Below are 22,768 nucleotides of genomic sequence, written 5' to 3'. Positions count from 1 at the left end.
CCGAAATCGCTTTTTGTTCTAACTGTATTTCGACAACGACTTCCCTTTAATACAGATTAAGTCCACTTTTTATAAATGTATGTATTTTGAAGGAAGTTGGCTAAGAGTCTGAACACTAATTTTTTAAACTATATGAAATGAATTACATATTGGTATTTTAGGAGTGGTCATTATGGCAAAAGCTACATGGAACAAAACTATTCTTGCGCAGAGCAGTGAAACGATAATGATTGAAGGTAACCATTATTTTCCACCGGATTCGGTGAATATGGAATACTTCAAAAAAAGTGACTATCATACAACATGCCCCTGGAAAGGAGTTTCAAATTATTATGACGTTGTCGTTGATGGAAAGGTCAACACAGATGCTGCATGGTACTATCCTGAGCCAAAAGAGGGTTCATCCGAAAAGGTAGGCAAGGACTTCAGCAACTACGTTGCATTCTGGAAAGATGTAGAAGTGAGGGATTAACCCTCATTTCCGACTTCACAGAAACTGCTTTTCAATTTTTCAGTCAGCTTGATGTTTTCCGAGTAATCCACCGGTACATCGAGCAGCCAGACACCACCGGTGTTAAGTGCTTCAATTAGCTTTGGCTTTAAGTCTTCTGCTCTTTCGATCTTCACACCTTTTGCACCGAAGCTATGAGCCAGCATAACAAAGTCGGGATTTGTAAAGTCAATACCCATGGTCTGGTCGAAAGTCTTCTTCTCATGCCATTCGATAAGTCCGTATTTTGAGTCATTGAAAATGACAACAACGAAATTACACCCAAGTCTGACAGCTGTTTCAAGATCCTGGAGGTTCATTAGGAAACCACCATCTCCTGCAATGGCAACAACTTTCTTATCAGGTTTTATCATACTTGCTGCAATGGCACCGGGAAGTGCAAATCCCATTGTTGCAAGTCCATTGGATATAAAGACAGTATTTGGTTCGTATGCAGGAAAAAGCCGTCCAACCCATAATTTATGAGCACCTACATCACTTATGAGCAGGTCACTCCTTTCAAGAGATTCTCTCACATCATAGATTATCTTCTGTGGTTTCATGGGGAACGACAGATTCTCTCTGTAATCCTCAATTTCTGCTTTCATCCTTGAGCGAACGTTAGAAAATCTATCAGGCATCTCTCTTTTGAAATCGCATTGCTGTCTCATATTGAAAAGTGCCTGCCTTATATTGCCGATAAGCATAATGTCCGGAATGTAGCTTTCATCTATCTCCGGGTGGTCGATATGAATGTGGATTATTTTCTTTGAGTTATCAGGGTTCCAGAATTTAGGACTGTATTCCACATAGTCGTATCCTATACAGATAACAAGGTCAGCCATTTCAAACCCACACATAATGTGATCATGGTCTTTAATACCCATTGAACCAAGATAGTGCTCATCATCAGCAGGCAATGCACCCTTGCCCATGAACGTGGTTACGACCGGCAGGCCAGTGAATTCAACAAGTTTTCTCAATTCAGTGGAAGCGTCTCCCCTAAAGATACCGTTTCCTGCAAGAATAACAGGCATTGAGCTCTCTTTAATCATGCCAGCAGCTTTCTTGAGTTCTCTTTCATCATGAATACTGATGTGTGTATATGCCTTTTTTGAAATTGGTTCTTTTGTTGTTTCTTCCTTAGCCACATCTTCAGGAAGCTCTATGTGTGTAGCTCCCGGACGGTCTGAAGCAATATCAAAGGCCTTGCGAATTATCTCAGGGATAAAACTAGGTCTTGTAACCTTTGAATTCCATGTCGTGAACTGTTTGAAAGCAGTCACAATGTCGATATATTGATGTGATTCCTTATGGGTTTTCTCAAGTGCTGACTGGCCTGTGATAGCCACAAGGGGTGCCCTGTCAAGTTGTGCATCGGCAACGCCTGTGATCAGGTTTGTGGCACCTGGTCCCAGTGTTGCAAGGCATACACCTGGTCGGTGTGTAAGTCTTCCATAGACATCTGCCATAAAAGCGGCACTCTGCTCGTGTCTTGTAGGGATGAATTTGATCTTGGATTTCCTGAGGGATTCTGTGAGGTCAATTGTCTCTTCACCTGGCACACCGAATATATATTCAACACCCTCATTTTCAAGACATTTCACAAAGAGGTCGCTACCTTTCATTCTTAATACACCTTCATGGATTTAACAGTCATAAACTCCAGCATTCCAACACGGTATAATTCTCTTCCGACACCGCTTTTTTTCATACCCCCAAATGGCAGTCGTGGATCTGAGCCTACAATATTATTGACAGTGATAAGACCGGCTTCTATATGCCTTGTCATTCTCATGGCTTTCTCAGTTTCCCTGCTCCAGATACTTGCACCAAGTCCGAATTCCGTGCTGTTAGCTATTTCAATAGCTTCTTCCTCATTCTTAAAAGTAATAATAGGGGCTACAGGTCCGAAAGTCTCATCCCGGACAACAGGAGCATCTTTGTTTATATTATCGAGGACTGTTGGCAGGTAGAATGATCCTTCTCCATTTTTGGACCCACCTTCGAGCAGTACGTTAGCTCCCATTTTCAGGGTTTCTGATACCTGATGGCTCAAAAATTCCCTTTGCTTTTCGCTTACCATGGGTCCCATATCGGTCTTCGGATCCATTGGGTCTCCTACATTGAGATTGCTTGTGTTGTCTGTGAACAGGTCTGTGAAGTTTTCTGCGATCGTCTCGTCAACTAGTAAACGTTTGGCTGCAATACAGCTTTGTCCACAGTTCTGGAATCTAGCTGAAACTGCTGCTTTTGCCACTTTTTCGATATCTGCATCTTCCAGCACAATCAAAGGGTCGCTGCCTCCAAGCTCAAGAACGAACTTTTTTATATTCCTACCTGCGGCTTCTGCAACCTTTTCTCCTGCAGGACGGCTGCCGGTGAAAGTAACAGCATTTATTTCGTCTCTTGATATCAGTGAGGATGCTGTAGGTCCATCTACCAGTAGGGTCTGATAAACTCCTTCAGGTAATCCTGCTTCGATAAAGATCTTCTCAATTTCAAGGGCACACATAGGCACATTGCTTGCATGTTTTAACAGTACTGTATTTCCACCTGCAAGAGCAGGTATTCCAAACCTTAATGCCTGCCAGAAAGGAAAGTTCCATGGCATGATGCTCAGAACAACACCAGCAGGTTCATAGACAAAGCCAGATGTTTCAGCATCAGTTTCCACAAATTCTGCTGCAAGGAACTGATCTGCATTCTCTGCAAAATAATCGCATGTCCAGGCACATTTCTCTATTTCTGCAAGAGATTCTTTGATTGGCTTACCCATTTCCTTTGTGATTATCTCTGCAAGTTCCTGTTCCCTGTTTCTCAGAACTTCAGCTACACATTCAATGGAAAATGTTCTTTCAACAATAAGTTCTTTTTTCCATTCAGCTAATGCTTTTCTTGAGTCCTCTATCTTTTGATCGACCACTTGCTGAGAATAGAGATTGAATTCTCCATTCAATTCCCCGGTTGCAGGATTAACAGAACTTATTTTCACCAATTGTAATTCCCCTTTAGTTATTTATAATGTAACTATTCAGCCTAGCTCACTTCCACCAAGCTGATTTCTTCATCCACGATCAATTCTGCAACTTTGGAACAAATGAATTGCCATAAAATATTGCACTAATTGCATCGATAACAGATTCAGAATTCTTATTAACAGTAGACACGTATCCTCTTATACGGCAGAAATTTTTTGCACCCTGTTCACTGCGGAAAGTACCTGATATCTTCTGCTGTACTTTCGTCATTCTGATATCTCTTTCAGCCTGATTGTTATCAAACGGAACGTTTTGGTCGTACATAAATCGCAAGATATCCTCTTTATGGCCAATAAACCTATCCAGCAAATTCTTTACCGTGGTCTGCTTCTTACGTCCTCGTTTTTTAGACCGCACATTTGATTCCGGATCAGGAGGATTTTCATTCACTCCTAAACAAGTTATGTGATCATAATCCTCACTGAACCTTTGAATTAGCTCAGTATCTAAAAGATCATTATCAACATGATGTTTAATGCATATCAAGAGATCACTCATTATCTTTGGCCACTGTTGATCCCTGTTTTCGGAAGCTCCAGTTAACTCTCGTAATAAATGTGCATTACATAATGAATGTTGACATTCATATTTGTTGTACGGTTTCCAAAAATCATGTGTTGCAACACCAGTGTAACCTGGTAATATGCCCATAGCATCCATTGCTTCTGAGCCCCTTTTGCGATGTGCAAAATAATAGGTCAGTTTGTCTGTACCTGCCACATGAAGCCAATTACGAACTGCATTTATTCTCATTCCTGTTTCATCCAGATTGATGACAGGAGATTCTTTCAGGAGATTCTTTCAGGAGATGTTTCACTGTATTTTCAAAAGCTCCAAGCTTCTCAAAACAACTACGTTCCGTGTTCACCAAAGTAGCAGGACTTATCTTGCATCCCAAAATATCAGAGAACAACTTGGTAACACGCTGATAAGGAAGTAATTGGTAAGTGTGCAAATAAACTGCAAATGACTTAACTCGATGACCGTATTGAGTCGGCTGAGTTACACCATCTGGAAAAAGAGCTTTGTTTACATGAGAACATTTGGGACATGTTTTAATCTCGCAACGATGTTCAATGCAATTGATAGTTATAGGAGGAATGTCAAAGACCTGTCTTCTTTCATAGTCAGAGGGAACAGAAGCTAACGATCTCCCACAATTGACGCATTGATTAACAGGATGAACAATAACTTCATCCGGATCATCATTTATTCTTAATGTAGTACCAGGATGACCGTTTTGACCACCTACATGCTTATTGGTCTTTTTTCTTTGACTTTTAACGGTTGGTTTATTCCGTGCATAAGAATCAGTAGAAGGTGGTTTGCTACTGTTGCGACTATTCTTTTCAAGCATTTCTTCCAAATGCCTGACACGCTCTTCAAGTTGTGCAATTTGGAGAGATTGATGTTCAATTATCCCAAGTAATCGAGTTACAAGTTCTACTACTGCTTCTGGACCAGCTTCATAAACTGCAAGTATTTCTTCGCGGTCTATACAAATCCCCTCAGATTGATAGACGTTTTTTATGATATTTTACTGAATATTTTTTAACACATAGAATGAAGCCATAGTATAGAGGATTTCGATATTCCCTCATTTTAGATCATTAAAGTATTCAAACTCAATTATATCCTCTCATTTTTTATCATTTTGTTTAATTTCTCTTCATTAATCCTTATTTTTAGTATAGCTCCCGCTATCCTAAATTACTCCTTTGGTTTTTAGTGTCCTCAATTGATGCAGATTAAAACAAAAAGCTGTCATCAACATTTTTGCATTCACTCTTTCTACAGTTGTAACAAGAACCTTTCTGGTTTTAAATATTTCTTTTGTCACTGCATACACTCTTTCGCAAGGGACTCTTTTCACACTTATTCTTTCATTTCTGAGGATATCCATTATTCCTAAAGGATGTCCTCTTACAGCTCGTTGCATTGTTGCTGCAAAACCTTTTGCTATTGCTCCAAAATATCCTTTATCTCTATACACCACTTCACCCTTTTCAGACAGATCAACCTGTGAATCGTGAAGTGATGCAGTTGTTGTCTCAAATCTTCTGATTAGTTCATAATCCTTATCAATAATTGTATGAAGTTTGTATCCAAAGTGAGATTTACCATTTTTCTTAGTCCAGGTTCCATCTTTGCTTCTTCTTGTTTTCGCATCTTTTCCTCTGAGTACATCTGCTTTTGCATGTCCTGGATCTGAGTGAATAAAAGTTGCATCCTGGATCATTCCTTTTTTAATCTTCAAACCAAGAGCATCAAGCTGATTCTGCATTTCATCCCACACCGCTTTTTCTTTACCATTGTCGATAATTCTCTTCCTGAATGACCAGACAGTTGTACTGTCTGGTACATATTCAGGAAATCCCAGGAATTTCCTAAAGGATATCCTGTCAATACACTGCTTTTCAAGCTCAGCATCAGAAAGACCATGCCATTGTTGCAGAACAAGCATCTTGAACATTACAATAACATCAGCTTCAGGCCGTCCGCCTGAAGCTGTTCTGTTTATGTACATTGACTCCAGAATAGGGCGAAAAGGCTTCCAATCTACTAAATATTCAATTTCAGCAAGCTTATCTCCGACAGATTGGAGACGCTTATATTCTTCATTTAAGGCAAAATCAGTAAAAGAATCCATAATAGTAAATTTGCTTTGCTATTATTTAAATTTTATTAAATTGTATGAGTATTGATGGTAGTTTATCGAAATCCTCTATATTGTTTTTTGCATCATTAAAACAGTCAGGCTGAATAGTTACTTTATAATAAAGATGGGATTTTTCACTCCCTTCTTATATTTAATAGTTGATGTGATATATAATTGATTTAAGATTTTTCCAAAAAGATTTTTGCTTATCGGAACAGCTTTGAAAAATAAAAATAATATGTTATATGCTATGGCAAATTCTAACAAAACATTGCTTATTGCTCCATGTGGCATGAATTGTAGCATTTGTATGGCATATCTGCGAGAAAGAAACAAATGTCATGGGTGCCGGGCATCAGACCTTAATAAACCTGTTACCCGCACGAAATGTAAAATCAAAAACTGCACAACCTTTCAAAAAGGCGATGCACTCTTTTGTTTTGAATGCACTGATTTTCCATGTGATAAACTGAAACATCTGGATAAAAGGTATCGAACGAAATACAATATGAGTATGATCGAAAACCTTGAAAACATTCAAAAACTTGGTCTCACAGCTTTTTTAGAAAATGAGAGAACAAAGTGGACGTGTTCCAAATGTGGTAGTACTATTTGTGTCCATAAAGGCTGCTGTTATAGTTGTGGTGAGCAGCAAAATAAACAATTCAAACTATTTCCTGAAAAGTCTCAGGGTTGATGTTTGCAGTGGCAAAATAAATAAATAAATAAATAAATAAATAAATAAATAAATAAATAAATTGAACACACAATACATAAACATTAAAATTTATTCAAAAAAGTTGCCATAAAAAAGTCGATTCGGAAGATGAGTGTTGAAGCTTCAAAGCTGGCAGTGCCTTTTTTTAAGAAAATGGGTTTTTGCATTTTGAATGAAAACCATATCCTCAGAAACGGGCAGATACTGGTGAATTATACGATGGAAAAAGAAATATGATCCTGCTATCAGGGCAGGAATCATGATGGCAATTATCACATCATCTTTATTGACTTAATGTTCATGAATTCATAGAACCCATGCCATGAAAGTTCCCTGCCTATGCCACTTTTCTTTACTCCTCCAAATGGAAGGCAGGCTTCAGGTTTGCAGAAGGCATTGATTCCAACCATGCCTGTCTCAAGTTCAGATGCAATTCTCATGGCTTGATTTCTGTCCTGACTCCATACGCTGGCACCCAGCCCGAATTCGGAATCATTTGCAACTTCAATAGCTTCGCTCTCATCCTTCACGGTAATTATCGGTGCGAGGGGTCCGAATGTCTCTTCCCTCATAACCTTCATATCCCTGCTAACATCTCCCAGAACTGTTGGGGAATACATATAACCCTCATTTTCCATTCTTCCACCGGGAATGAGAACTTTTGCACCCTTTGATATTGCATCACTGACCTGCTTTTCCAGTATCTTAACCTGTTCTTCCCTTACCATCGGCCCGATATCCGTTTCAGGGTCCATAGGGTCACCGACTTTCAGGTTTTGTGTCTCTTCAACAAACATTTCTGTAAATTCCTCTGCCACGTCTTCCGCAACAATGAAACGCTTGGCAGCTATGCAGGTTTGTCCGGTATTGATGAAACGACTCGCAACTCCGACCTTTGCAGCCATCCCAACATTTGCGTCATCAAGAATAATGAAAGGGTCACTGCCTCCGAGTTCCAGCACAAACTTCTTCATGTTACGAGCAGCAATTTCGGCAACCTTCTGGCCGGCATCATATCCACCTGTGAAGGATACGGCCTTGATTTCATTTCTTGAGATGAGTGAGGATGCTGTTTCCCCATCTATGAGCAGTGTCTGGAAGACACCTTCTGGAAATCCTGCCTCAACAAAGATGTTTTCAATTTCCAGTGCGCACATGGGCACATAGCTGGAATGCTTGAGCAGCATGACATTCCCACCTGCCAGCACATGGGCTGCTGCACTTAGCACCTGCCAGAACGGGAAGTTCCAGGGTTTTATGGCAAGTACGGTGCCCATAGGTTCGTAATGTATCATGGAGTCACATGAGTTTTCTTTCGCAGGCTCGGGTTCAAGCATTCTTTCCGATTTGTCAGCAAAATAATCGAACATGTCAGCACATTTGGTGACCTCTGGAACAGCCTGTTTGATGACTTTTCCCATTTCAGCTGTGATGAGTTTTCCATATTGCTGCTTATTTTCACGTAAAAGATCGGCGAACTTGTGCAGAAGTTCATTCCGCTCGGAAACATCGGTGCTTTTCCATTCCCTGAACGTATCAGCGGACCTTTTGAGCGTCCGGCTGACCTGCTCATCAGAGTGCATTTCCACTTCGCCGATCATTTTTCCTGTTGCAGGGTTGACGGATGAAATAGTATTCATGATAAATCCTCGAAATCAATGATATAATTGAACTGTCCCATATTTGCTATTATTGATTGCGTTTAAAAGTGAGAGTTGTTCTCTAATATTTAATTATCTCATAGCAATCTGTACAACAGTAGGATGCTTTTTCATGATAGTATAAGCAATGGACTTCTCAACCCATAGTTTTCCCTGTTGCATGCGGCGCATATTACTGAGTTCTCCAAGTATCTGTAATGCTTCAAGAGCCAGAGGATCATTGAGATAACAACTGTCAGGAACCTTTATATCCGAAAAGAAAATCATGGGCAGCTTTAGCTTTTCATGCAGGTCTGGAGGCAGTTTTTCGCTGAGATTTAGCAGCACAGCTGTGTCAAAAATGTGTTCTTTTCCTGTTTTCGTTCTGGACTCTGGTCTTTCTTCTGTTAGAAGCTGGACAAGGGTTTTGCGCTCTGAAACAATGCCATCATTTATTTTTCCTATTTCCAGTCTCATCCATCGAGTGAGGATTGAGTCATCGGCAATTGGATGTCTTCCTGACATATTCGCACTTCTTGTGTGAGGATAAAGATACTATCTCGTTTTTCTACATTTTTGTATGTTGTTTTCTCTAAAAAGACTTACATATCAGGCACCGTGTAATTTGGTATTTTATTTGATTGATACCTCATTCTCATTTTTTTGGGGTTAACGATTTAAACTTTGTGGACCAGTATTTACTATGGATCCTCTTAAGCTTTTGAAGCAGCATGAAAACGTTATCAAAGGATGGTTTGGTGTTAAGAGAATAGGTCTTTTTGGATCATTTGCCAGAGGTGAATCACTGGATAAGAGTGATGTAGACGTGCTTGTAGAGTTTGCTGAAGGCAAAAAAACATTTGATAATTTCATGGAATTAAAATTCTATCTTGAAGAGCTTTTTGGAAGAGATGTTGATTTGGTCATTGAAACAGCTATTAAACCCAGATTGAAGAATTACATCATGAGGGAAGCTGTTTATGCCTAAGGATTATGAGTTTGGCAGGTCTTGTCAATGAACAATTCATCTTCTGTTTTTGAAGCATCCATTCAAAAAGTAAAGACAGCAGTTCTTGAAGTTTTTGAAAATGAGGATGTAAGGATAATTCTTTTCGGTTCAAGGGCAAGGGGAAATGCTCACTACACGTCGGATATAGATATTGGCATTCTGCCATCTGGCAAGTGTGATAGAAAAAAGATAACTGTCTTAAGAGCAGATTTAGAGGAAATGAACATTCCCTATACAGTGGATCTGGTGGACCTGTCCATCGTTTCCGAAGACTTCAGACAGAAAGTGCTTGATGAGGGTGAAGTATGGAAAGACAGAATAAACTGCAAATGAAAGCAAGAGTTGCAAAAAGAGCTCTGGGTACCCTGCAGGAGATCATGGATGAGTCATACTCTGTCATAATCAGGGATGCTGCAATCCAGCGATTTGAGTACACATTTGAGGCGATATGGAAACTCGTCAAGGAGTATCTTATTGAAAGAGAGGGTATCGTGTGCAATTCTCCGAAATCGTGCTTCCGTGAAGCTTTCAAAATGCATCTCCTAAATGAGAATGAGAGTATGCAGTCGTTGTACATGACCGATGACAGGAACATGACAACTCACACATATCATGAAGATGTGGCAGAGGAGATATACAAGGAACTTTCAGGATATTACAGTTTGATGAACAGGATATACACGAATATTATCAAGGATTCAGGACTGGATTAATTCCATGATTTCCGCTTGCTATCCTTTTATCAGATCAACTCATCCAGGTGGTCGTACCTGAGTTTATAATAAGTTCCACGTCCTGTTTTTCCCACCTGTACAAAGATCTTTTTCTTAACAAGTTCATGAAGGTCCCGTTTTGATGTTGAAACTCCCAGATCGCAAAGTTTCTGGTATTCCTGATTCGTGATCTTTCCCATCTCACGTGCAAATTTTATTCCTTTGATCTGTCTGTCTTTTAATCCTATCTGAAGATATTTTCCTACATTCCCGTGGTCACGGCTTATGTTCAGCACGGCATTTTCAACCCTTGAGACCTTTAATGCAAGAGCGTAGAGATAGTACTCCAGCCATTCATTGATGTCAGGTTCTTTTCCATTGCTGCCTTCAAGGCTCTCAAAATAGTCTTTTTTTCTCTGGTTGAAGAACTCCTCAATGGTGAACAATTTCTTTGCTTCTTTGAAGTTTTTTCCCAGAATATAGGCAGATATGCTTCTGGCAATAGTCCCACTCGCTTTTTCAAAAGGATGCATGCGATAAAGTTCATAGTGAACTATCCCGGCCTTTAGTGCAGGTAACATTTCGGCAGCTTCGTCACTGTAGATCCAATCGATCAAGTCCCTAACACAATATCTCACTCTTTCAGGTTCCATAAATCCTTTAGCTATAGTTGTTCGGTAACGACCAATCTCATCTTCCGGACCAATTCCTTTCATAGCAATTTTATGAAGTGTGAGTATCATATCCTCGGATATTTCCTCGTTTTCAAGGCTCTGAAGATACTCATTCAGTTCCAGAAAATTAAGGACCTGTTTCTTATCCGTTTCATCCCCGAATATATCCTGTCCGTTTACGAGTTTTGTAACCTGTCTTATGGATAGTCCATTTTCATCAAGGCTGGTTGCATGATAGGCGAGCCTGAAAAGGTTGTTGATCTGCAGTCTTCTTTCCCATGCGGGAGGTACGTGGGTATTGAGAATTATCTCCCTGGCTGCCTGTGTCCTTGCAAGCAGGCGTACCATTCTGTCATTATAGTAAAAATCCGGCTGGTACATATTTCAGGTATTCTCCAGAAGGCCAATGCCCCGATTATTTATTATTTGTTCCGGTCAAAGCTTTTTGATATTAATTGACAGGCTAGATATAAATTCTTTAAGTCCAACTTATAGTCATGGATGATCTACAAAACATAGCGGAAAAGATATGCACAATGGAGATCCGTGGCGCGGGAAGGATAGCTGTTGCAGCTTCAGCTGCACTCAGGGATTATGCAAGAACCCTCAGTTCACTGAACATAGATGAGTTCAATGCAAAAATCGAGAAAGCTTCAAAAACACTTGTGGACACCCGGCCTACGGCTGTTTCTCTTCCCAATGCTGTTACCCTGACAAAAAGACATAGTGCTACAAATGTCTATGATGCTATCGATGAAATTGTAAAGAACTCGGAGAGTTTCATCAAGAATGCAGAGGAAGCACTGGACAAGATCGGCAGGATCGGTGCCCAGAGAATTCATGATGGAGATGTGATTATGACCCATTGTAATTCCCATGCTGCCCTCTCTATTATCAAGACTGCTTTTGATCAGGGCAAGGATATCTCGGTGGTAGCTACGGAATCACGTCCAAGAAGGCAGGGTTTCATTACAATTCGTGAACTGAATGATTATGGAATTCCCACTACACTGATTGTGGATTCTGCTGTCAGGCTTACCATGAAGAAAGTAGATCTTGTGGTAGTTGGTGCGGATTCTATTTCTGTCAACGGTGCCCTCATAAACAAGATAGGTACCTCTCAGCTTGCACTGGCGGCACAGGAAGCCCGTAAAAATGTGATTGTGGCGGCTGAAACCTACAAGTTCAGTCCCAGAACCCTACTCGGGGAAATAGTCGAGATAGAAGACCGTGCAAGTGAGGAAGTCATTGATCCTGAGATATTGACAGAGCTTCCGAATGTAAAGGTCAGTAATCCGGCATTCGATGTTACACCTGCCGAATACATCGATCTTATGGTCACCGAGGCCGGAGCCTTCCCTCCGGCTATGGCCTATATGATAATAAAAGAATACCTGGGGATTGAAATTGTTGAAAATGAGAGTTAATGTTCAATCCTTTCTTTTTTCCATATTCTTATCGGACCAGTTCCACCATTTGAGCAGTTGCGGGTCGTGGTTTTTATGGGATGCATAATAGACCGCTTCCCTGAAACCATATAATACACATCTATCTACGTGTTTGCCTCTCAGTTCAATTAATTCAAGGTACATTAACTCGGGATCTTTACCTTTGAGCTGTGCGATCGAGTGTATCCCCAGTTCCCATAGTTGTTCAGCCGATTTCCTCCCAAATCCTGGCATCTGCATTATTTCTTCCAATCCTTTTTCTTTTTCAGAGTTTTTCATTTTTTACCCACGGTTGCAACATATATGACGAACTCATTTTCTCCATCAAGTCCAAGTGCAGGATTAATTTCCTCGTCAAGGAATGCTGCAATAGCACAAACTCCACAGCCCACTGACTCTGCGCTTAGGTAGAGGTTCTGGCAGGCATGTCCTGCGTCCAGATGCAGATACCTGTATCCCCTCTGCCCGTATCTCCATTCCATCCTGTAGGGTACGGCTGTCCAAATGAATGTAACAGCACTGGTCTTAACGAATGCCTGATCAAGACATCCCCGCATTATCTTATCTGCGATGTCCTTTCCCATATCAATTTCCACAAGTTTATGTTCAATGGGGAGGAATCTGTACAGACCATTTTCCACTCCGTGAACATTATTTACAAGAATATAGGTCTCCAGGGCGTGTCTTGCTCCGGCTGAAGGAACTGTCCTGAAACTGACAACATCCCGGACAACTTCCTTGACTCCCTGTGTGCACCAGAGCAGGTATGAAAGTTCTTCAATCAAAAGTGGCTCAGAGCTGTAATTTCTGACACTTGTTCTGTTTTCTATGGCCTGTCTCAGGCCGATCTCATTTACCTGTATATCTTTTGGTTTGGGGAGGTCTATGATCCTGTTGTTATCCTTTGCTCCCAGTTCCAGAGGTGGCTGAGGATACCCCATTGCCTGGTCTGATCTGTCAAGATATCTATACTGTGTCTTTTCCATGAAATCTTTGCCAATTTCCTTCATTTATTACCCCCACACGTATATTCGTTGCAGCATTGAAATTATTTATGAGTTGTAACTATTCAGCCTACCACAATTAGCCTATTGATACTGATTTAATCAAAACGGAGATGTTTGCTCACTAACAACCTAAGAATCAAAAAAGCAATCAATGGCAACAATCAAAATTAATGATCCTAATAAAATGTAGGTCTCAACTTTTTGTCAAGATTGCTATTGATAGTGTTTTTATCAGGCTGAATAGTTACTATGAGTTTTATCATTCATCATTTTCATCATTCATCATTTTTCTTCAGGTTCTTGCCTGCACTTATCACCACAAATCCACCTTCACCATGACTCCATATTGCCGGTTCTGCAATCGTAATCTCTTCCAAAGGCTTGAAAAGCGTCTGGCAGACGCCGTACTCACTGAGCCCTGCTTCATGAAGGAATGTAAGCGTTTCATCCACTGTCCTGAAGTTCATAGTCTTGTGAGAAGTCCTGCTCTTTTCCTTCTCATCGTAAGCTTTTCCAAGATGGCTATTCCGGTCTATCATTCCGATTACGACCACACCAGAATTTCTGAGTATTCTTGCTGCTTCGTTGAACGCTTGCTGAACATCATCCAAAAAACAAATCACTGTGACCATCAGGATCATATCGAAAGTTTCATCCTTGAATGGTAGTTTTTCAGCCACTGCCTCAACGCATTTGATATTCCTCTGACGTGCCAGTTGAAGCATTCCAGTTGATGGGTCCAATCCATAGCCGAGATGCAACTTGCTGGCAAACCTTCCGGTTCCTACACCTATCTCGATTCCTCTGAGATTCGGTTGCATATTAGCAAGTATTTTTACGATGGCAGAAAGTTCCGAATCGAATACTGCCATGTTTTTATCGTACCAGGCATCGTATTCATTTGCGTGCTGATCGAAATATGTTCTCATTCAGGTTACCTGCCACTATTATGTGGATAGGATATGTAGAGGTATAATTCTCATTTTAATGTCTATATTCTGGTGCCGATGAGTCCCATTACTTTTTCCAGCATATCGGTCACTGTTATGCCTGTCAGGTCTTCCAGTAGGGTTATTGAAGGTATCAGGAACGAACCCGTGAAAGCATATATGGCTTTTTTACTCGAATTTTTATCGTGTACGTCTCTTATCTTTTTCTCTTCCTTCTCCAGCAGGTCAAGGACAAGCTGCAGTTTTTGGAGTTCTTCCTCTTCCCATTCGTATTCTTTTTTAGAGGCAAGTTCAAGCAGTTTTTCGTAGTTCATCCTGTACATATCATCGATTCTGTCCAGCTCGGTTCCTACACCTCTATTTACCAGTGACCCCGTGGTGTTCATCGTAATGAAGAATAGACGTATTCCCAATAGTAGCAATATAAGCAGGAATATTGTCTCGTATGACACCACAGACCTGGGTGAAACGAAGGCTATCATTGCAAGTGCAATGATAATGAAGTAATTACTAACGGCCATAAGCATGAAATGCTGTACTGGTTTGAGACCGCCCATTCCGTCAGAATGGAACACATCTGTTAGAATGCCATTTTTCTTTCCCAGTGAAGCAATGGTATTTGTCAGACCGATCATAAACCATACGATAATTGCCAGCATACTGTACATAAGGTATGCAAGGATGTGGTTTATCACGTCAAGCAGTAAAGCCAAGGTGCTGCCCGGGTCGAAAAGAGAAAAGTAAAGAGGTATCTCACCGCCTGAATATCTCCATTGCCAGAATCTTATTATTTCCAGCGCCATGAACGGTATTATCACCAGCAGGATCGTACGGCTTAAAACGCTTGAATCCTCCAGCCATGTTTTCAGATGATCCTGAAAAGCTGTGAAGTTCCCTTCCTTAAAAAGTGGTATTATACGGTTAAAGGTACCTTCAACACCAGAAAAAAGGTAAACTATGATTGCGAATTGGTATCCTATCAACAGGCTCAGGGCCGATATTGATAGCAGGTTATAGAAGGTCAGGTGCAGGAACTTTACCTCCGAAGAGATAAGCACATACACAGAGAATACAGCCAGAGCTATTGCAAATGAGTAAGTGAGACTATTTTCTGTAAATTTACAAAAGAAATTCCTTGCCCACATATGTATCGTGTTAAAGCTGTCTTTTTTTCTTCCTAATGAGGCCGTATCCACAGATCACGGCCACAGCAGCGATGGTTGCCAGGAATCCAGGTACAACCTCTGGTTCTGTATCGCTGGCGACATCGGAAGTCTCGATATCAGTTGATGGCATTGTTTTTTTCCGCTCACTGTTATCCGTCAGTTGCTCGTTTTCCTCCTCCTCGGATTTCATGAGCTCATTTACCTCCATCTCGGAACTGATCAGCTGTATCTCCTTATTTATCTGGGCTTCTTCTCCCGGTGTGAATCTTATGGTTTCCTCATGGACGCGGTATCCCTCAAGTTTCAGTTGTATTTCATGTTCATCGAAATCCGTAAGGACTATGTCCTGACTGGGACTGGAATCTACCATATTTCCGTCAATGAATATTTCAGCTCCAGATGGCTGTGACACCACTGTCAGAAGCAGATATGGCACGACAAGCATTATGACATGTGTATCTGTTGGCATAGCACCCATGTTTATGTCCTCTACCACGATGTGTATATTCTCTCCTGTGAATTTGGGCAGCAGATAATCCTCACCCTTCAGCAATATCTTTTCCTCAATGACCTTTCCATCCTGTTCAACCAGTACCTGGACTTCACCGGCTCCACTAACCTCACTTATGAGCATTACATATCCATCACCCAGGTCGAAAGTATCTCCTGTCTTCTTTTCCATAGTCTTGACTGGGGTAGCTACACGTAATGGTTTTTCTATCACCTGTATTCTATTCAGTTCCGGGGTCATGAGCGGAATATCTGTAAATGCGGGTGTTTCTACCCCACTGATCTTCTCAGGTTGTGTTTCAAGGCCACTCATATAAGCTACAGTGTTGATAAAAAGTGCTTTTCCGTTATCTGTCATACTTTCAGGAGAAGCTGTAAAACCCCACAAAAAGTATCTGTTCTCTTCAAACAGCAGAGGATAGTGCTCTTTATTCTCAGGTTCCCTGCCTAGCATCAATATTTCTTCCGTCATGGAGGGAATGTAGATACCAATGTGATTTGTAGAAGAGTACAGCTGCAATATGCCATCTCTTGAAATCTTTATAACATTGGGTTCCTGAAAAACAGTATTTGAAGCATCAACTACATAGATGCTGTTTACACTGCCATGCCACCCGTTCGGGTGTCCGCAAACAAGACCGATCTGTCCGAAAAGGGAATATCCTCCCTCTCCGATTCCAATTACCGGTCGACCACTTTTTCTGATGGCAGTTACAGTATCAATATCAATCCATTCTGTGTCTGTTCCTGTAATTATAACATTGTACTGCGAAAGGTCGGTATCCTCCACCTTACTTACGGGTATCATGTTTACTCTATAGCCATTATCTTCAAGCAACGAAACGTAGGATTTTGCATTCGTCGTATCTGCAGAATATATGTAGATAATCCCTGTGTTAGTTTCTGCGCTTGCCACTGTTACCAATGCAAAGATGATTGCCAGTGCTACCACTAAGCTTGTAAAAGATGTAATGACGTATCTCACGTCCCCTTGCATATAATTGCCCCCAATATAAATTATGAGCTCTTCTTATATAATTATCATCTTCTGGAAAGTATAATTCTCAGTTTGCAGGGAAGATTTAATAATTCTCAGTCACACAATTATTTTCATGAAAGTACGATGCGAATGGGCTGAGGTCAATGAATTTGAAATAGAGTATCATGATACCGAATGGGGTGTGCCTGAACATGATGACCGAAAACTGTTCGAGTTTCTGATACTTGAAGGAGCACAGGCAGGGCTTAGCTGGGATACTATTCTGAAAAGAAGAGAGAACTACCGGAAAGCCTTTGATAATTTTGATTACGATGCAATTGCCAGCTATGGTGAAGAGAAGATAGAGGAACTTTTACAGGATAGCGGTATTATCAGGAACAAGCTGAAGGTGCGTTCCGCAGTTCGCAATGCTCAATCATTAATCGAGGTCAGAAATGAGTTCGGCTCATTTGACAATTATCTTCGGGGATTTTTGAAAAAAGGAAAAACTATACAGAATTCATGGAAATCAATGGAAGAGCTACCTGCAAAAACAGAGTTGTCCGAAAAGATAAGCAAGGACATGAAGAAAAGAGGATTCAACTTCGTGGGCCCCACGATAATCTATGCCTTCATGCAGGCTATGGGAATGGTCAATGACCATGTTGTGACATGTTTCAGACACGAAGAATGCAGAAAACTTCAGTGAAAGATCCACAGGAATTCTTATTCAATCTGCAATCAGTCCGTCCTTTAAATTGATGACCCTATCCACATAATCAAGATGCCACTCTTCGTGAGTTACCATCACAATGGTCTGCTCATTTTCTTTATTGAACCTGCTGAACAGTTCAAGGATCTGTCTGGAGGCTTCACTGTCAAGATTGGCGCAGGGCTCATCGGCAAAGAGTATTTTTGGTTCGTGTACCAATGCTCTGGCGATAGATATTCTTTGTTGCTGTCCACCACTCATTTCTGATGGCAGGTGATGCATCCTGTCAGCAAGTCCTACAGCTTCAAGTATAGCAGTAGCTTTTTTCATAACATCCTCTTGTTTTAGTCCCTGCATCATCAGGGGCAGGTAGACATTCTCAAGACCTGTCAGGGTGGGAATCAGCGCATAATCCTGGAAGACGTAACCCAGATTGTCCAGTCGGAATCTTATTTTTTGTTTGTCAGTAAGTTCTGATGCATTGGTCGAGTCAATGAACACCTGCCCGGATGTTGGTGTATCCAGTAATCCGAGTTGGTTGAGCAGGGTGGTTTTCCCACTTCCGCTTGAGCCTACGATGGCAACGAATTCCCCTTTATCTATATTGAGACTGATACCCCTGAGTGCGTTTACTTCCACTTTACCCATGAGGAAAGTTCTTGTGACCTCTTTTGCTTCAATCATCAGTTCGAACCCCATATAAGATCGAGCAGACTTCTCTTTGTCATCCTGTAGGAAGGAATTAAAGATCCTATGACAGCCGCCATGAACAGCATCATTGCACGGATGGCAGCCTCAGAGTTACTAAGGTTCAGGCTCACTTTGCCAATTGGTGCATTGATGGGATGTGATTGCGTATAAGGTGTGAAAACGAACTGCATCAGGCTGTAGCCTATGACCATTGCCACAAAAGCATAGAACATCGCTTGAAACACAAAGGATGAAATTATCACTTCCTCTTCTATACCGATGGCTTTCTGGACGCCTATCTGTCTTTTCTGGCTTACGATGTTGACAAAGATAACCACAAAAATGATAACAAAGGCTACAATGAGACCAACTGCTGTGAATACGTTTCTTATCATTGAAAGTGTGCCTTCTATTATTTTGAGTATTCCGGCAAATTCCTGCCAGGTGCGCACTTCCTCCTGCACTCCCAGGGAAAGTATCTCTTCCCTGACGTATTGCTCATCTGCTTCGTCCTTAATCTTTATGGCGATCTCATGAGCCTTATTCTCAGCGTCAAGCGCTTCCTCAAGGTCTTCCTTGTTTACAAAGGCTGAAGAATCTGACATGAAGAACAAAGTATTGTAGATACCCTTTACCCTGAATTCCATTGCCTGGCCGTTTATCATAACAGTAACAACGTCCCCCACAGACACGTCTTCAAGAGACCTGCTTTGCATTACTGCTCCGTATCCGCCGGACAGTTCTCTTCCAAGTACTATTTCTCCCCTGTCCAGCTTGCTTATGAATTCCCCCTCGACCATCGCGGATTGAAATTTAGTGACGAGCTCCTCTTCATTTGCATCAATACCATAAATTGTTGCACCAACCTCTTTTTCTTTGAAAGATATGGAACTCTTCAGTCGCAAACGCGGAGAGACACCCACCACTTCAGGAAGGTGTTCTATCTTTTTTGTAAGCGAGTCAACATCTGATATGTAAAGTTCATCCTGGCCGGGTTCTACAACAAGGTCTCCTGTCTGGTAGTCCACAAGCACATCATTGAACTTCAGCGTCACTCCGCCTATCATACTGGAAAAGAATACAAGTTGGAGATACACAAGTGTCAGGACTATGATAGTAAAGAAAGTGATACCTTTGTTTCCTCTAAGTATCGACCGTGATGCCAGGAAAAATGAGACCTTTGTTCTCTCAAACATATTCTCCTCATTTATCAGTCTCTTTTTTGAAATGCTTTCTGAGAGTGAAAACCCCAAAGATCAGCAAAACCAATACAATAGCTCCTACTAATAAACGATATGGTGATGTACCTTTCACATTCATGGTCAATTTGTGTTCAATCGAATGGTTCCCGAAATCATCTTCGTATTCGATGAGTGCAGTGTACTCCTGATCACCGCTTTTGCGGGGAATGAAGAAGAACGTTGCAGGAGCATCATCGTTGGCATCAAGCTTTCCGATAAAAGCTTCTTTTGTTCCGGAGATATCAAGTTCTACAAGGCTGACCTTCACGGATCTTGCTTCGCCTTCTCCTACATTCTCTATCCTTATCATCTGGGTGAGCTCTTTACCCTTTTCAGGCATAGTAGGGTCATTCTTTATGTTCGCGATATCGATCTTTGCCCTTCCCTTTGCCTCAAAACCAATGGTCTCTACTGAGTCGATGTTCAGACTTTCAGTATCATCAACTGCAGTTACTGAGATGGGTATGTTGTATGACGTTATCTCTGCGTCCTTTCCAAGGCTTAGCTCGAAAGCTATATGTTCTTCTTCTCCCGCATCAAGGGTGTGGATAAATGCAGTATTATCTTTTACAGCTACAAGGGACGTGACATCATCTATCAGAAGAGTGATACGTATATTCTTGGCATTACCACTTCCAACGCTTGCAACAGTGGTGTACAGATAAAACGTATCTCCGGGAGATATTCCGGATTGTGAAAACGAAGAGTTCATCAGGGCAATTGAAGGAGTCCCTTCAACTTTAACAGATATTGTTCTTGTAACAAACACGTCATTGCTATCAGAAAGCCTGAATGTCACATGGTATGTTCCTGTTCTGGCTTCAGGATCGATGAGAAAATTATAGTTGACCTCCACATTTCCATTGGAGCTTATCCTGTCAATCCTGAAACTGTTGTTGGAGATACTTTTCACACCATATTCCTTTTCCGAGAATCTCAATATCAGGGGGAACTGGTTCTCGACTTCAAGGACTATATTGTTGGCTGTGGTATCATCATAGTTTGCTACACTTACTTTAACAAGCAGTTCCTGTCCGGGTCTTACGGGTTGTGGTGATATCTCTACTGCAAGTATGTCCAGTTTATCAGTTCTTACCTGGTCCCGGCCAAGTACCGGGGATGACATGCATAAAATTAAGATCACTGTTACAAGTGCAAACAATCTATAATGTCTTTTACTGACTATTGTAACTCCCCCACCAGCAATACAAATCTAATTTTTTATAATATGAGTTGAGCACAGGCTAACTTATACTTTTTGTTTCACTGTCAATGAGAATCAGTGCCGTTTCAAGTACTTGTAGCAGTAAATTCCTGTTGCAGGCAGAAATGAGAGAAGGCATATCAAATATATTGCTCCTGAACTTACCAGTCCAAGAAGTGGGTTGTTTGGCAGAGGCCATAATGGCCTGATGTCCGTGTAAAGAAAAGAATCAAGAAACACATGGCTCCAGGTTCCTATGAGAGAACCTGCCAGTAAAGACATGAATGAATATTTCTGTTCTATCTTCAATTTATCAGTGATTCTTTGCAGCCATTTCCTTTGCGAAAACAGCAGCAATGATAGTAGAAAAGCAACTGTGGTTGCACCCAAAAATGTATGCAGTGGTCCGTGAAGGGGCCGGCATCCGGCAAAGAGACAGTATGTTGCTCTCAGGTCTACAACGGTGCTTCCCAGAAGAATTGAAATGAGGGAAATTTTCTTTTCGAATATCTCCCCCAGAAGAAAGGCGGGTCCGAGATGGAATGGTGTGAAAGGCATTTTATCTCAGATTAACTGGCCATATGGGCTCTCTTCGTAATAGCTCAGGAATTCTTCTGCAGTGACCGTTCCTTCGGACTCTGAACCAAAGAGCAGGCTTGAAATGGATGGTTTGTTCATGTAAACGATAGTTGGATCACCTTCGATCTCTCCCATCTCTGCTGCTATGTCAATTGCGTCATAAAGGTTGCCGAATTCATCCACAAGACCCAGATCCTTTGCTTGCCTTCCGGTGTATATCCTGCCATCTGCAAGGCCTTTTACCTCACTGGTGCTCATATCCCTGCCTTCTGCCACATCCCTTACAAAGTTTCCGTAAACTTCTGCAACAACCTTGTTGGCATATTCCTTTTCATCATCTGAGAGACCTCTCCATGCTCCTCCCATATCCTTGAATTCTCCGGATTTTACTATGTAGAATTCAACTCCTTCTTCATCATAGAATGCAGAAAGGTTCTGGAATGTCCATATGGTTCCTATGCTTCCGGTCATGGTTGAAGGGTTAGCAACTATAAGGTCTGCAGGTGCTGACAGGTGATAGGCTGCACTTGCTGCCACATCTCCCATTGAGATTATAACAGGTATTCCACTATCACTCGCTTTTTTGACCTCGGTATATACCTCTTCTCCTGCAGTGGAGGACCCTCCTCCACTATTTACTCTCAGGACAATGGCTTTTACATGATCATCCCTGAGAGCTCTTCTAATGTTGTCTGATATCTCTTCAGAGCTCACATAACCAAGTCCGCCTGGTATGCTGCTTGTAATAAGAGTTCCCTGAACGTAGATAACAGCTACCTTGTCATTTGAAGAGTAAAGGTCACCGTTAAAGCTCTGGTAAATGAGTGCAAAGCTTGCACCAATGATGAACACAAGAACGGCAACAATGGTAATATATTGCCATTTGCGGCTTTTCTTCTTAACAACAGGAGTTTCCCGGGATGGGCTGGTATAACTTGTTGTTGCATTTGTTGTTTTTTCCTGTTCATACTCAGTTTCCTCTTTCTTTCCTTCAACTGGTACTTTGTTAACAGGTGTATCGTTAGTTATGTTGTTTGCTGCAGTTTGGTAACTATCAACTTCGGCAGTTTTCTCTGCAGCTTCGTTTGCTACAGGAGTTTCCTCTGTATCTACGACTTCTGATTTTGCATCATCAGATTCAGCACTGTTCTGGATGTCACCCATGTGGTCCTCTTCATAACTATACGGGTAACGATGATATTCGACATCATCCTCTGTTTTTTTATCTGAATTATCTTCGTTCATCTCTGGATTCCATCCCGGTTGTAAAATGTATGTGAACATTCAAAAACCTTGCCTTATGCTATATGAGCGAAATATATTTTATAATTGCAGGCA

Annotated in this window: 24 protein-coding genes and 2 pseudogenes; 9 read left to right on the top strand and 17 right to left on the bottom strand. The window is 41.3% G+C overall.

The genetic code is table 11. From position 1 onward, the window contains the following. The first annotated feature begins 172 nt into the window (after nt 1-172). Nucleotides 173-472 carry a DUF427 domain-containing protein gene (locus V7O67_RS01425; RefSeq protein ID WP_342303803.1) on the top strand — a complete coding sequence of 100 codons (300 nt, stop codon included), beginning with the start codon at nt 173-175 and terminating at the stop codon, nt 470-472. Here V7O67_RS01425 and V7O67_RS01420 read toward each other — a convergent pair. The 4 genes and pseudogenes from V7O67_RS01420 to V7O67_RS01405 all read right to left on the bottom strand — a co-directional run bounded on the left by V7O67_RS01420 (nt 469) and on the right by V7O67_RS01405 (nt 6,181). Next, nucleotides 469-2,118, bottom strand: coding sequence for an acetolactate synthase large subunit (locus V7O67_RS01420; RefSeq protein WP_342303804.1), 1,650 nt, complete (start codon nt 2,116-2,118; stop codon nt 469-471). The genes V7O67_RS01425 and V7O67_RS01420 overlap by 4 nt on opposite strands. A 2-nt stretch (nt 2,119-2,120) precedes the next feature. Then, nucleotides 2,121-3,485, bottom strand: coding sequence for an NAD-dependent succinate-semialdehyde dehydrogenase (locus V7O67_RS01415; protein ID WP_342306441.1), 1,365 nt, complete (start codon nt 3,483-3,485; stop codon nt 2,121-2,123). Nucleotides 3,486-3,567: 82 nt separating this feature from the next. Continuing rightward, nucleotides 3,568-5,029: pseudogene (gene tnpC, locus V7O67_RS01410) on the bottom strand (IS66 family transposase). 207 nt (nt 5,030-5,236) lie between these two features. Beyond that, the gene (locus tag V7O67_RS01405; protein ID WP_342303665.1) at nt 5,237-6,181 is read right to left on the bottom strand and encodes an IS5 family transposase; all 945 of its coding nucleotides are present in this window, start codon (nt 6,179-6,181) and stop codon (nt 5,237-5,239) included. A 247-nt stretch (nt 6,182-6,428) separates the two neighbouring features. Between V7O67_RS01405 and V7O67_RS01400 the strand changes: the two are divergent. The 3 genes and pseudogenes from V7O67_RS01400 to V7O67_RS01390 form a co-directional block, all read left to right on the top strand. Next, nucleotides 6,429-6,653, top strand: a pseudogene (locus tag V7O67_RS01400) (DUF3795 domain-containing protein); the annotation flags it as partial. Between the two features lie 106 nt (nt 6,654-6,759). Then, a complete protein-coding gene (locus V7O67_RS01395) occupies nt 6,760-6,915 on the top strand; it encodes a hypothetical protein (protein ID WP_342306543.1) in 156 nt (51 codons plus the stop codon). Nucleotides 6,916-6,995: 80 nt separating this feature from the next. Next, nucleotides 6,996-7,145, top strand: a complete 150-nt coding sequence (locus V7O67_RS01390; protein ID WP_406671406.1) for a hypothetical protein — start codon at nt 6,996-6,998, stop codon at nt 7,143-7,145. Nucleotides 7,146-7,180: 35 nt separating this feature from the next. Here the strand turns inward: V7O67_RS01390 and V7O67_RS01385 are convergent, their stop codons facing one another. Next, the gene (locus V7O67_RS01385) at nt 7,181-8,548 is read right to left on the bottom strand and encodes an NAD-dependent succinate-semialdehyde dehydrogenase (protein ID WP_406655927.1); all 1,368 of its coding nucleotides are present in this window, start codon (nt 8,546-8,548) and stop codon (nt 7,181-7,183) included. A gap of 93 nt (nt 8,549-8,641) precedes the next feature. Next, on the bottom strand, nt 8,642-9,073 hold the full coding sequence (locus V7O67_RS01380) for a DUF61 family protein (protein WP_342303806.1): 432 nt from the start codon (nt 9,071-9,073) through the stop codon (nt 8,642-8,644). Between the two features lie 178 nt (nt 9,074-9,251). Between V7O67_RS01380 and V7O67_RS01375 the strand changes: the two genes are divergently transcribed. The 3 genes from V7O67_RS01375 to V7O67_RS01365 are packed head-to-tail and all read left to right on the top strand — an operon-like array spanning nt 9,252 to nt 10,270. Further along, on the top strand, nt 9,252-9,536 hold the full coding sequence (locus tag V7O67_RS01375) for a nucleotidyltransferase family protein (RefSeq protein ID WP_342303807.1): 285 nt from the start codon (nt 9,252-9,254) through the stop codon (nt 9,534-9,536). Nucleotides 9,537-9,563: 27 nt separating this feature from the next. Next, nucleotides 9,564-9,890: a nucleotidyltransferase domain-containing protein gene (locus V7O67_RS01370; RefSeq protein ID WP_342303808.1), complete on the top strand. Its 327-nt coding sequence runs from the start codon at nt 9,564-9,566 to the stop codon at nt 9,888-9,890. Next, the gene (locus V7O67_RS01365) at nt 9,863-10,270 is read left to right on the top strand and encodes an HI0074 family nucleotidyltransferase substrate-binding subunit (protein WP_342303809.1); all 408 of its coding nucleotides are present in this window, start codon (nt 9,863-9,865) and stop codon (nt 10,268-10,270) included. Before V7O67_RS01370 ends, V7O67_RS01365 begins: the two co-directional genes overlap by 28 nt. A gap of 29 nt (nt 10,271-10,299) precedes the next feature. Here V7O67_RS01365 and V7O67_RS01360 read toward each other — a convergent pair whose 3' ends face one another. Then, a complete protein-coding gene (locus V7O67_RS01360; protein ID WP_342303810.1) occupies nt 10,300-11,325 on the bottom strand; it encodes a Fic family protein in 1,026 nt (341 codons plus the stop codon). Between the two features lie 116 nt (nt 11,326-11,441). Here V7O67_RS01360 and V7O67_RS01355 point away from each other — a divergent pair, with 116 nt between their 5' ends. Beyond that, complete coding sequence (locus V7O67_RS01355; RefSeq protein WP_406670616.1) at nt 11,442-12,371, top strand: ribose 1,5-bisphosphate isomerase; 930 nt, start codon at nt 11,442-11,444, stop codon at nt 12,369-12,371. Between the two features lie 3 nt (nt 12,372-12,374). On the opposite strand, the gene V7O67_RS01350 is transcribed toward V7O67_RS01355, so the two are convergent. The 5 genes from V7O67_RS01350 to V7O67_RS01330 all read right to left on the bottom strand — a co-directional run bounded on the left by V7O67_RS01350 (nt 12,375) and on the right by V7O67_RS01330 (nt 17,022). Beyond that, nucleotides 12,375-12,671 (bottom strand): helix-hairpin-helix domain-containing protein, encoded by a 297-nt coding sequence (locus V7O67_RS01350; RefSeq protein ID WP_342303812.1) that lies wholly within the window; start codon nt 12,669-12,671, stop codon nt 12,375-12,377. Further along, nucleotides 12,668-13,402 (bottom strand): SagB/ThcOx family dehydrogenase, encoded by a 735-nt coding sequence (locus V7O67_RS01345; protein WP_342303813.1) that lies wholly within the window; start codon nt 13,400-13,402, stop codon nt 12,668-12,670. Before V7O67_RS01345 ends, V7O67_RS01350 begins: the two co-directional genes overlap by 4 nt. 272 nt (nt 13,403-13,674) lie before the next feature. After that, nucleotides 13,675-14,328, bottom strand: coding sequence for a class I SAM-dependent methyltransferase (locus tag V7O67_RS01340; RefSeq protein WP_342303814.1), 654 nt, complete (start codon nt 14,326-14,328; stop codon nt 13,675-13,677). A gap of 62 nt (nt 14,329-14,390) precedes the next feature. Continuing rightward, the gene (locus V7O67_RS01335) at nt 14,391-15,494 is read right to left on the bottom strand and encodes a hypothetical protein (protein ID WP_406670615.1); all 1,104 of its coding nucleotides are present in this window, start codon (nt 15,492-15,494) and stop codon (nt 14,391-14,393) included. A 10-nt stretch (nt 15,495-15,504) separates the two neighbouring features. Continuing rightward, nucleotides 15,505-17,022, bottom strand: coding sequence for a PEGA domain-containing protein (locus tag V7O67_RS01330; RefSeq protein ID WP_342303816.1), 1,518 nt, complete (start codon nt 17,020-17,022; stop codon nt 15,505-15,507). Between the two features lie 115 nt (nt 17,023-17,137). Between V7O67_RS01330 and V7O67_RS01325 the strand changes: the two genes are divergently transcribed. Next, the gene (locus V7O67_RS01325; protein WP_342303818.1) at nt 17,138-17,713 is read left to right on the top strand and encodes a DNA-3-methyladenine glycosylase I; all 576 of its coding nucleotides are present in this window, start codon (nt 17,138-17,140) and stop codon (nt 17,711-17,713) included. Nucleotides 17,714-17,734: 21 nt separating this feature from the next. On the opposite strand, the gene V7O67_RS01320 is transcribed toward V7O67_RS01325, so the two are convergent. From V7O67_RS01320 to sppA, 5 genes are all read right to left on the bottom strand, one after another. After that, entirely contained in the window at nt 17,735-18,400 is a 666-nt protein-coding gene (locus V7O67_RS01320; RefSeq protein ID WP_342303819.1) for an ABC transporter ATP-binding protein, read from the bottom strand. Beyond that, nucleotides 18,400-19,602 carry an FtsX-like permease family protein gene (locus V7O67_RS01315; protein WP_342303820.1) on the bottom strand — a complete coding sequence of 401 codons (1,203 nt, stop codon included), beginning with the start codon at nt 19,600-19,602 and terminating at the stop codon, nt 18,400-18,402. The genes V7O67_RS01320 and V7O67_RS01315 overlap by 1 nt, the downstream gene beginning before the upstream one ends. 7 nt (nt 19,603-19,609) lie before the next feature. Next, a complete protein-coding gene (locus V7O67_RS01310; protein ID WP_342303821.1) occupies nt 19,610-20,773 on the bottom strand; it encodes a hypothetical protein in 1,164 nt (387 codons plus the stop codon). Nucleotides 20,774-20,926: 153 nt separating this feature from the next. Beyond that, nucleotides 20,927-21,409, bottom strand: coding sequence for a metal-dependent hydrolase (locus tag V7O67_RS01305; protein WP_406670613.1), 483 nt, complete (start codon nt 21,407-21,409; stop codon nt 20,927-20,929). A gap of 6 nt (nt 21,410-21,415) precedes the next feature. Continuing rightward, nucleotides 21,416-22,714: a signal peptide peptidase SppA gene (gene sppA / locus V7O67_RS01300; RefSeq protein WP_406670610.1), complete on the bottom strand. Its 1,299-nt coding sequence runs from the start codon at nt 22,712-22,714 to the stop codon at nt 21,416-21,418. Between the last annotated feature and the right edge of the window lie 54 nt (nt 22,715-22,768).

The organism is Methanolobus sp. ZRKC4, assembly GCF_045291305.1.
Classification (GTDB): Archaea; Halobacteriota; Methanosarcinia; order Methanosarcinales; family Methanosarcinaceae; genus Methanolobus.
Note: the sequence above shows the minus strand (reverse complement) of the source record. Positions and strands in the feature narration are given on the sequence as shown.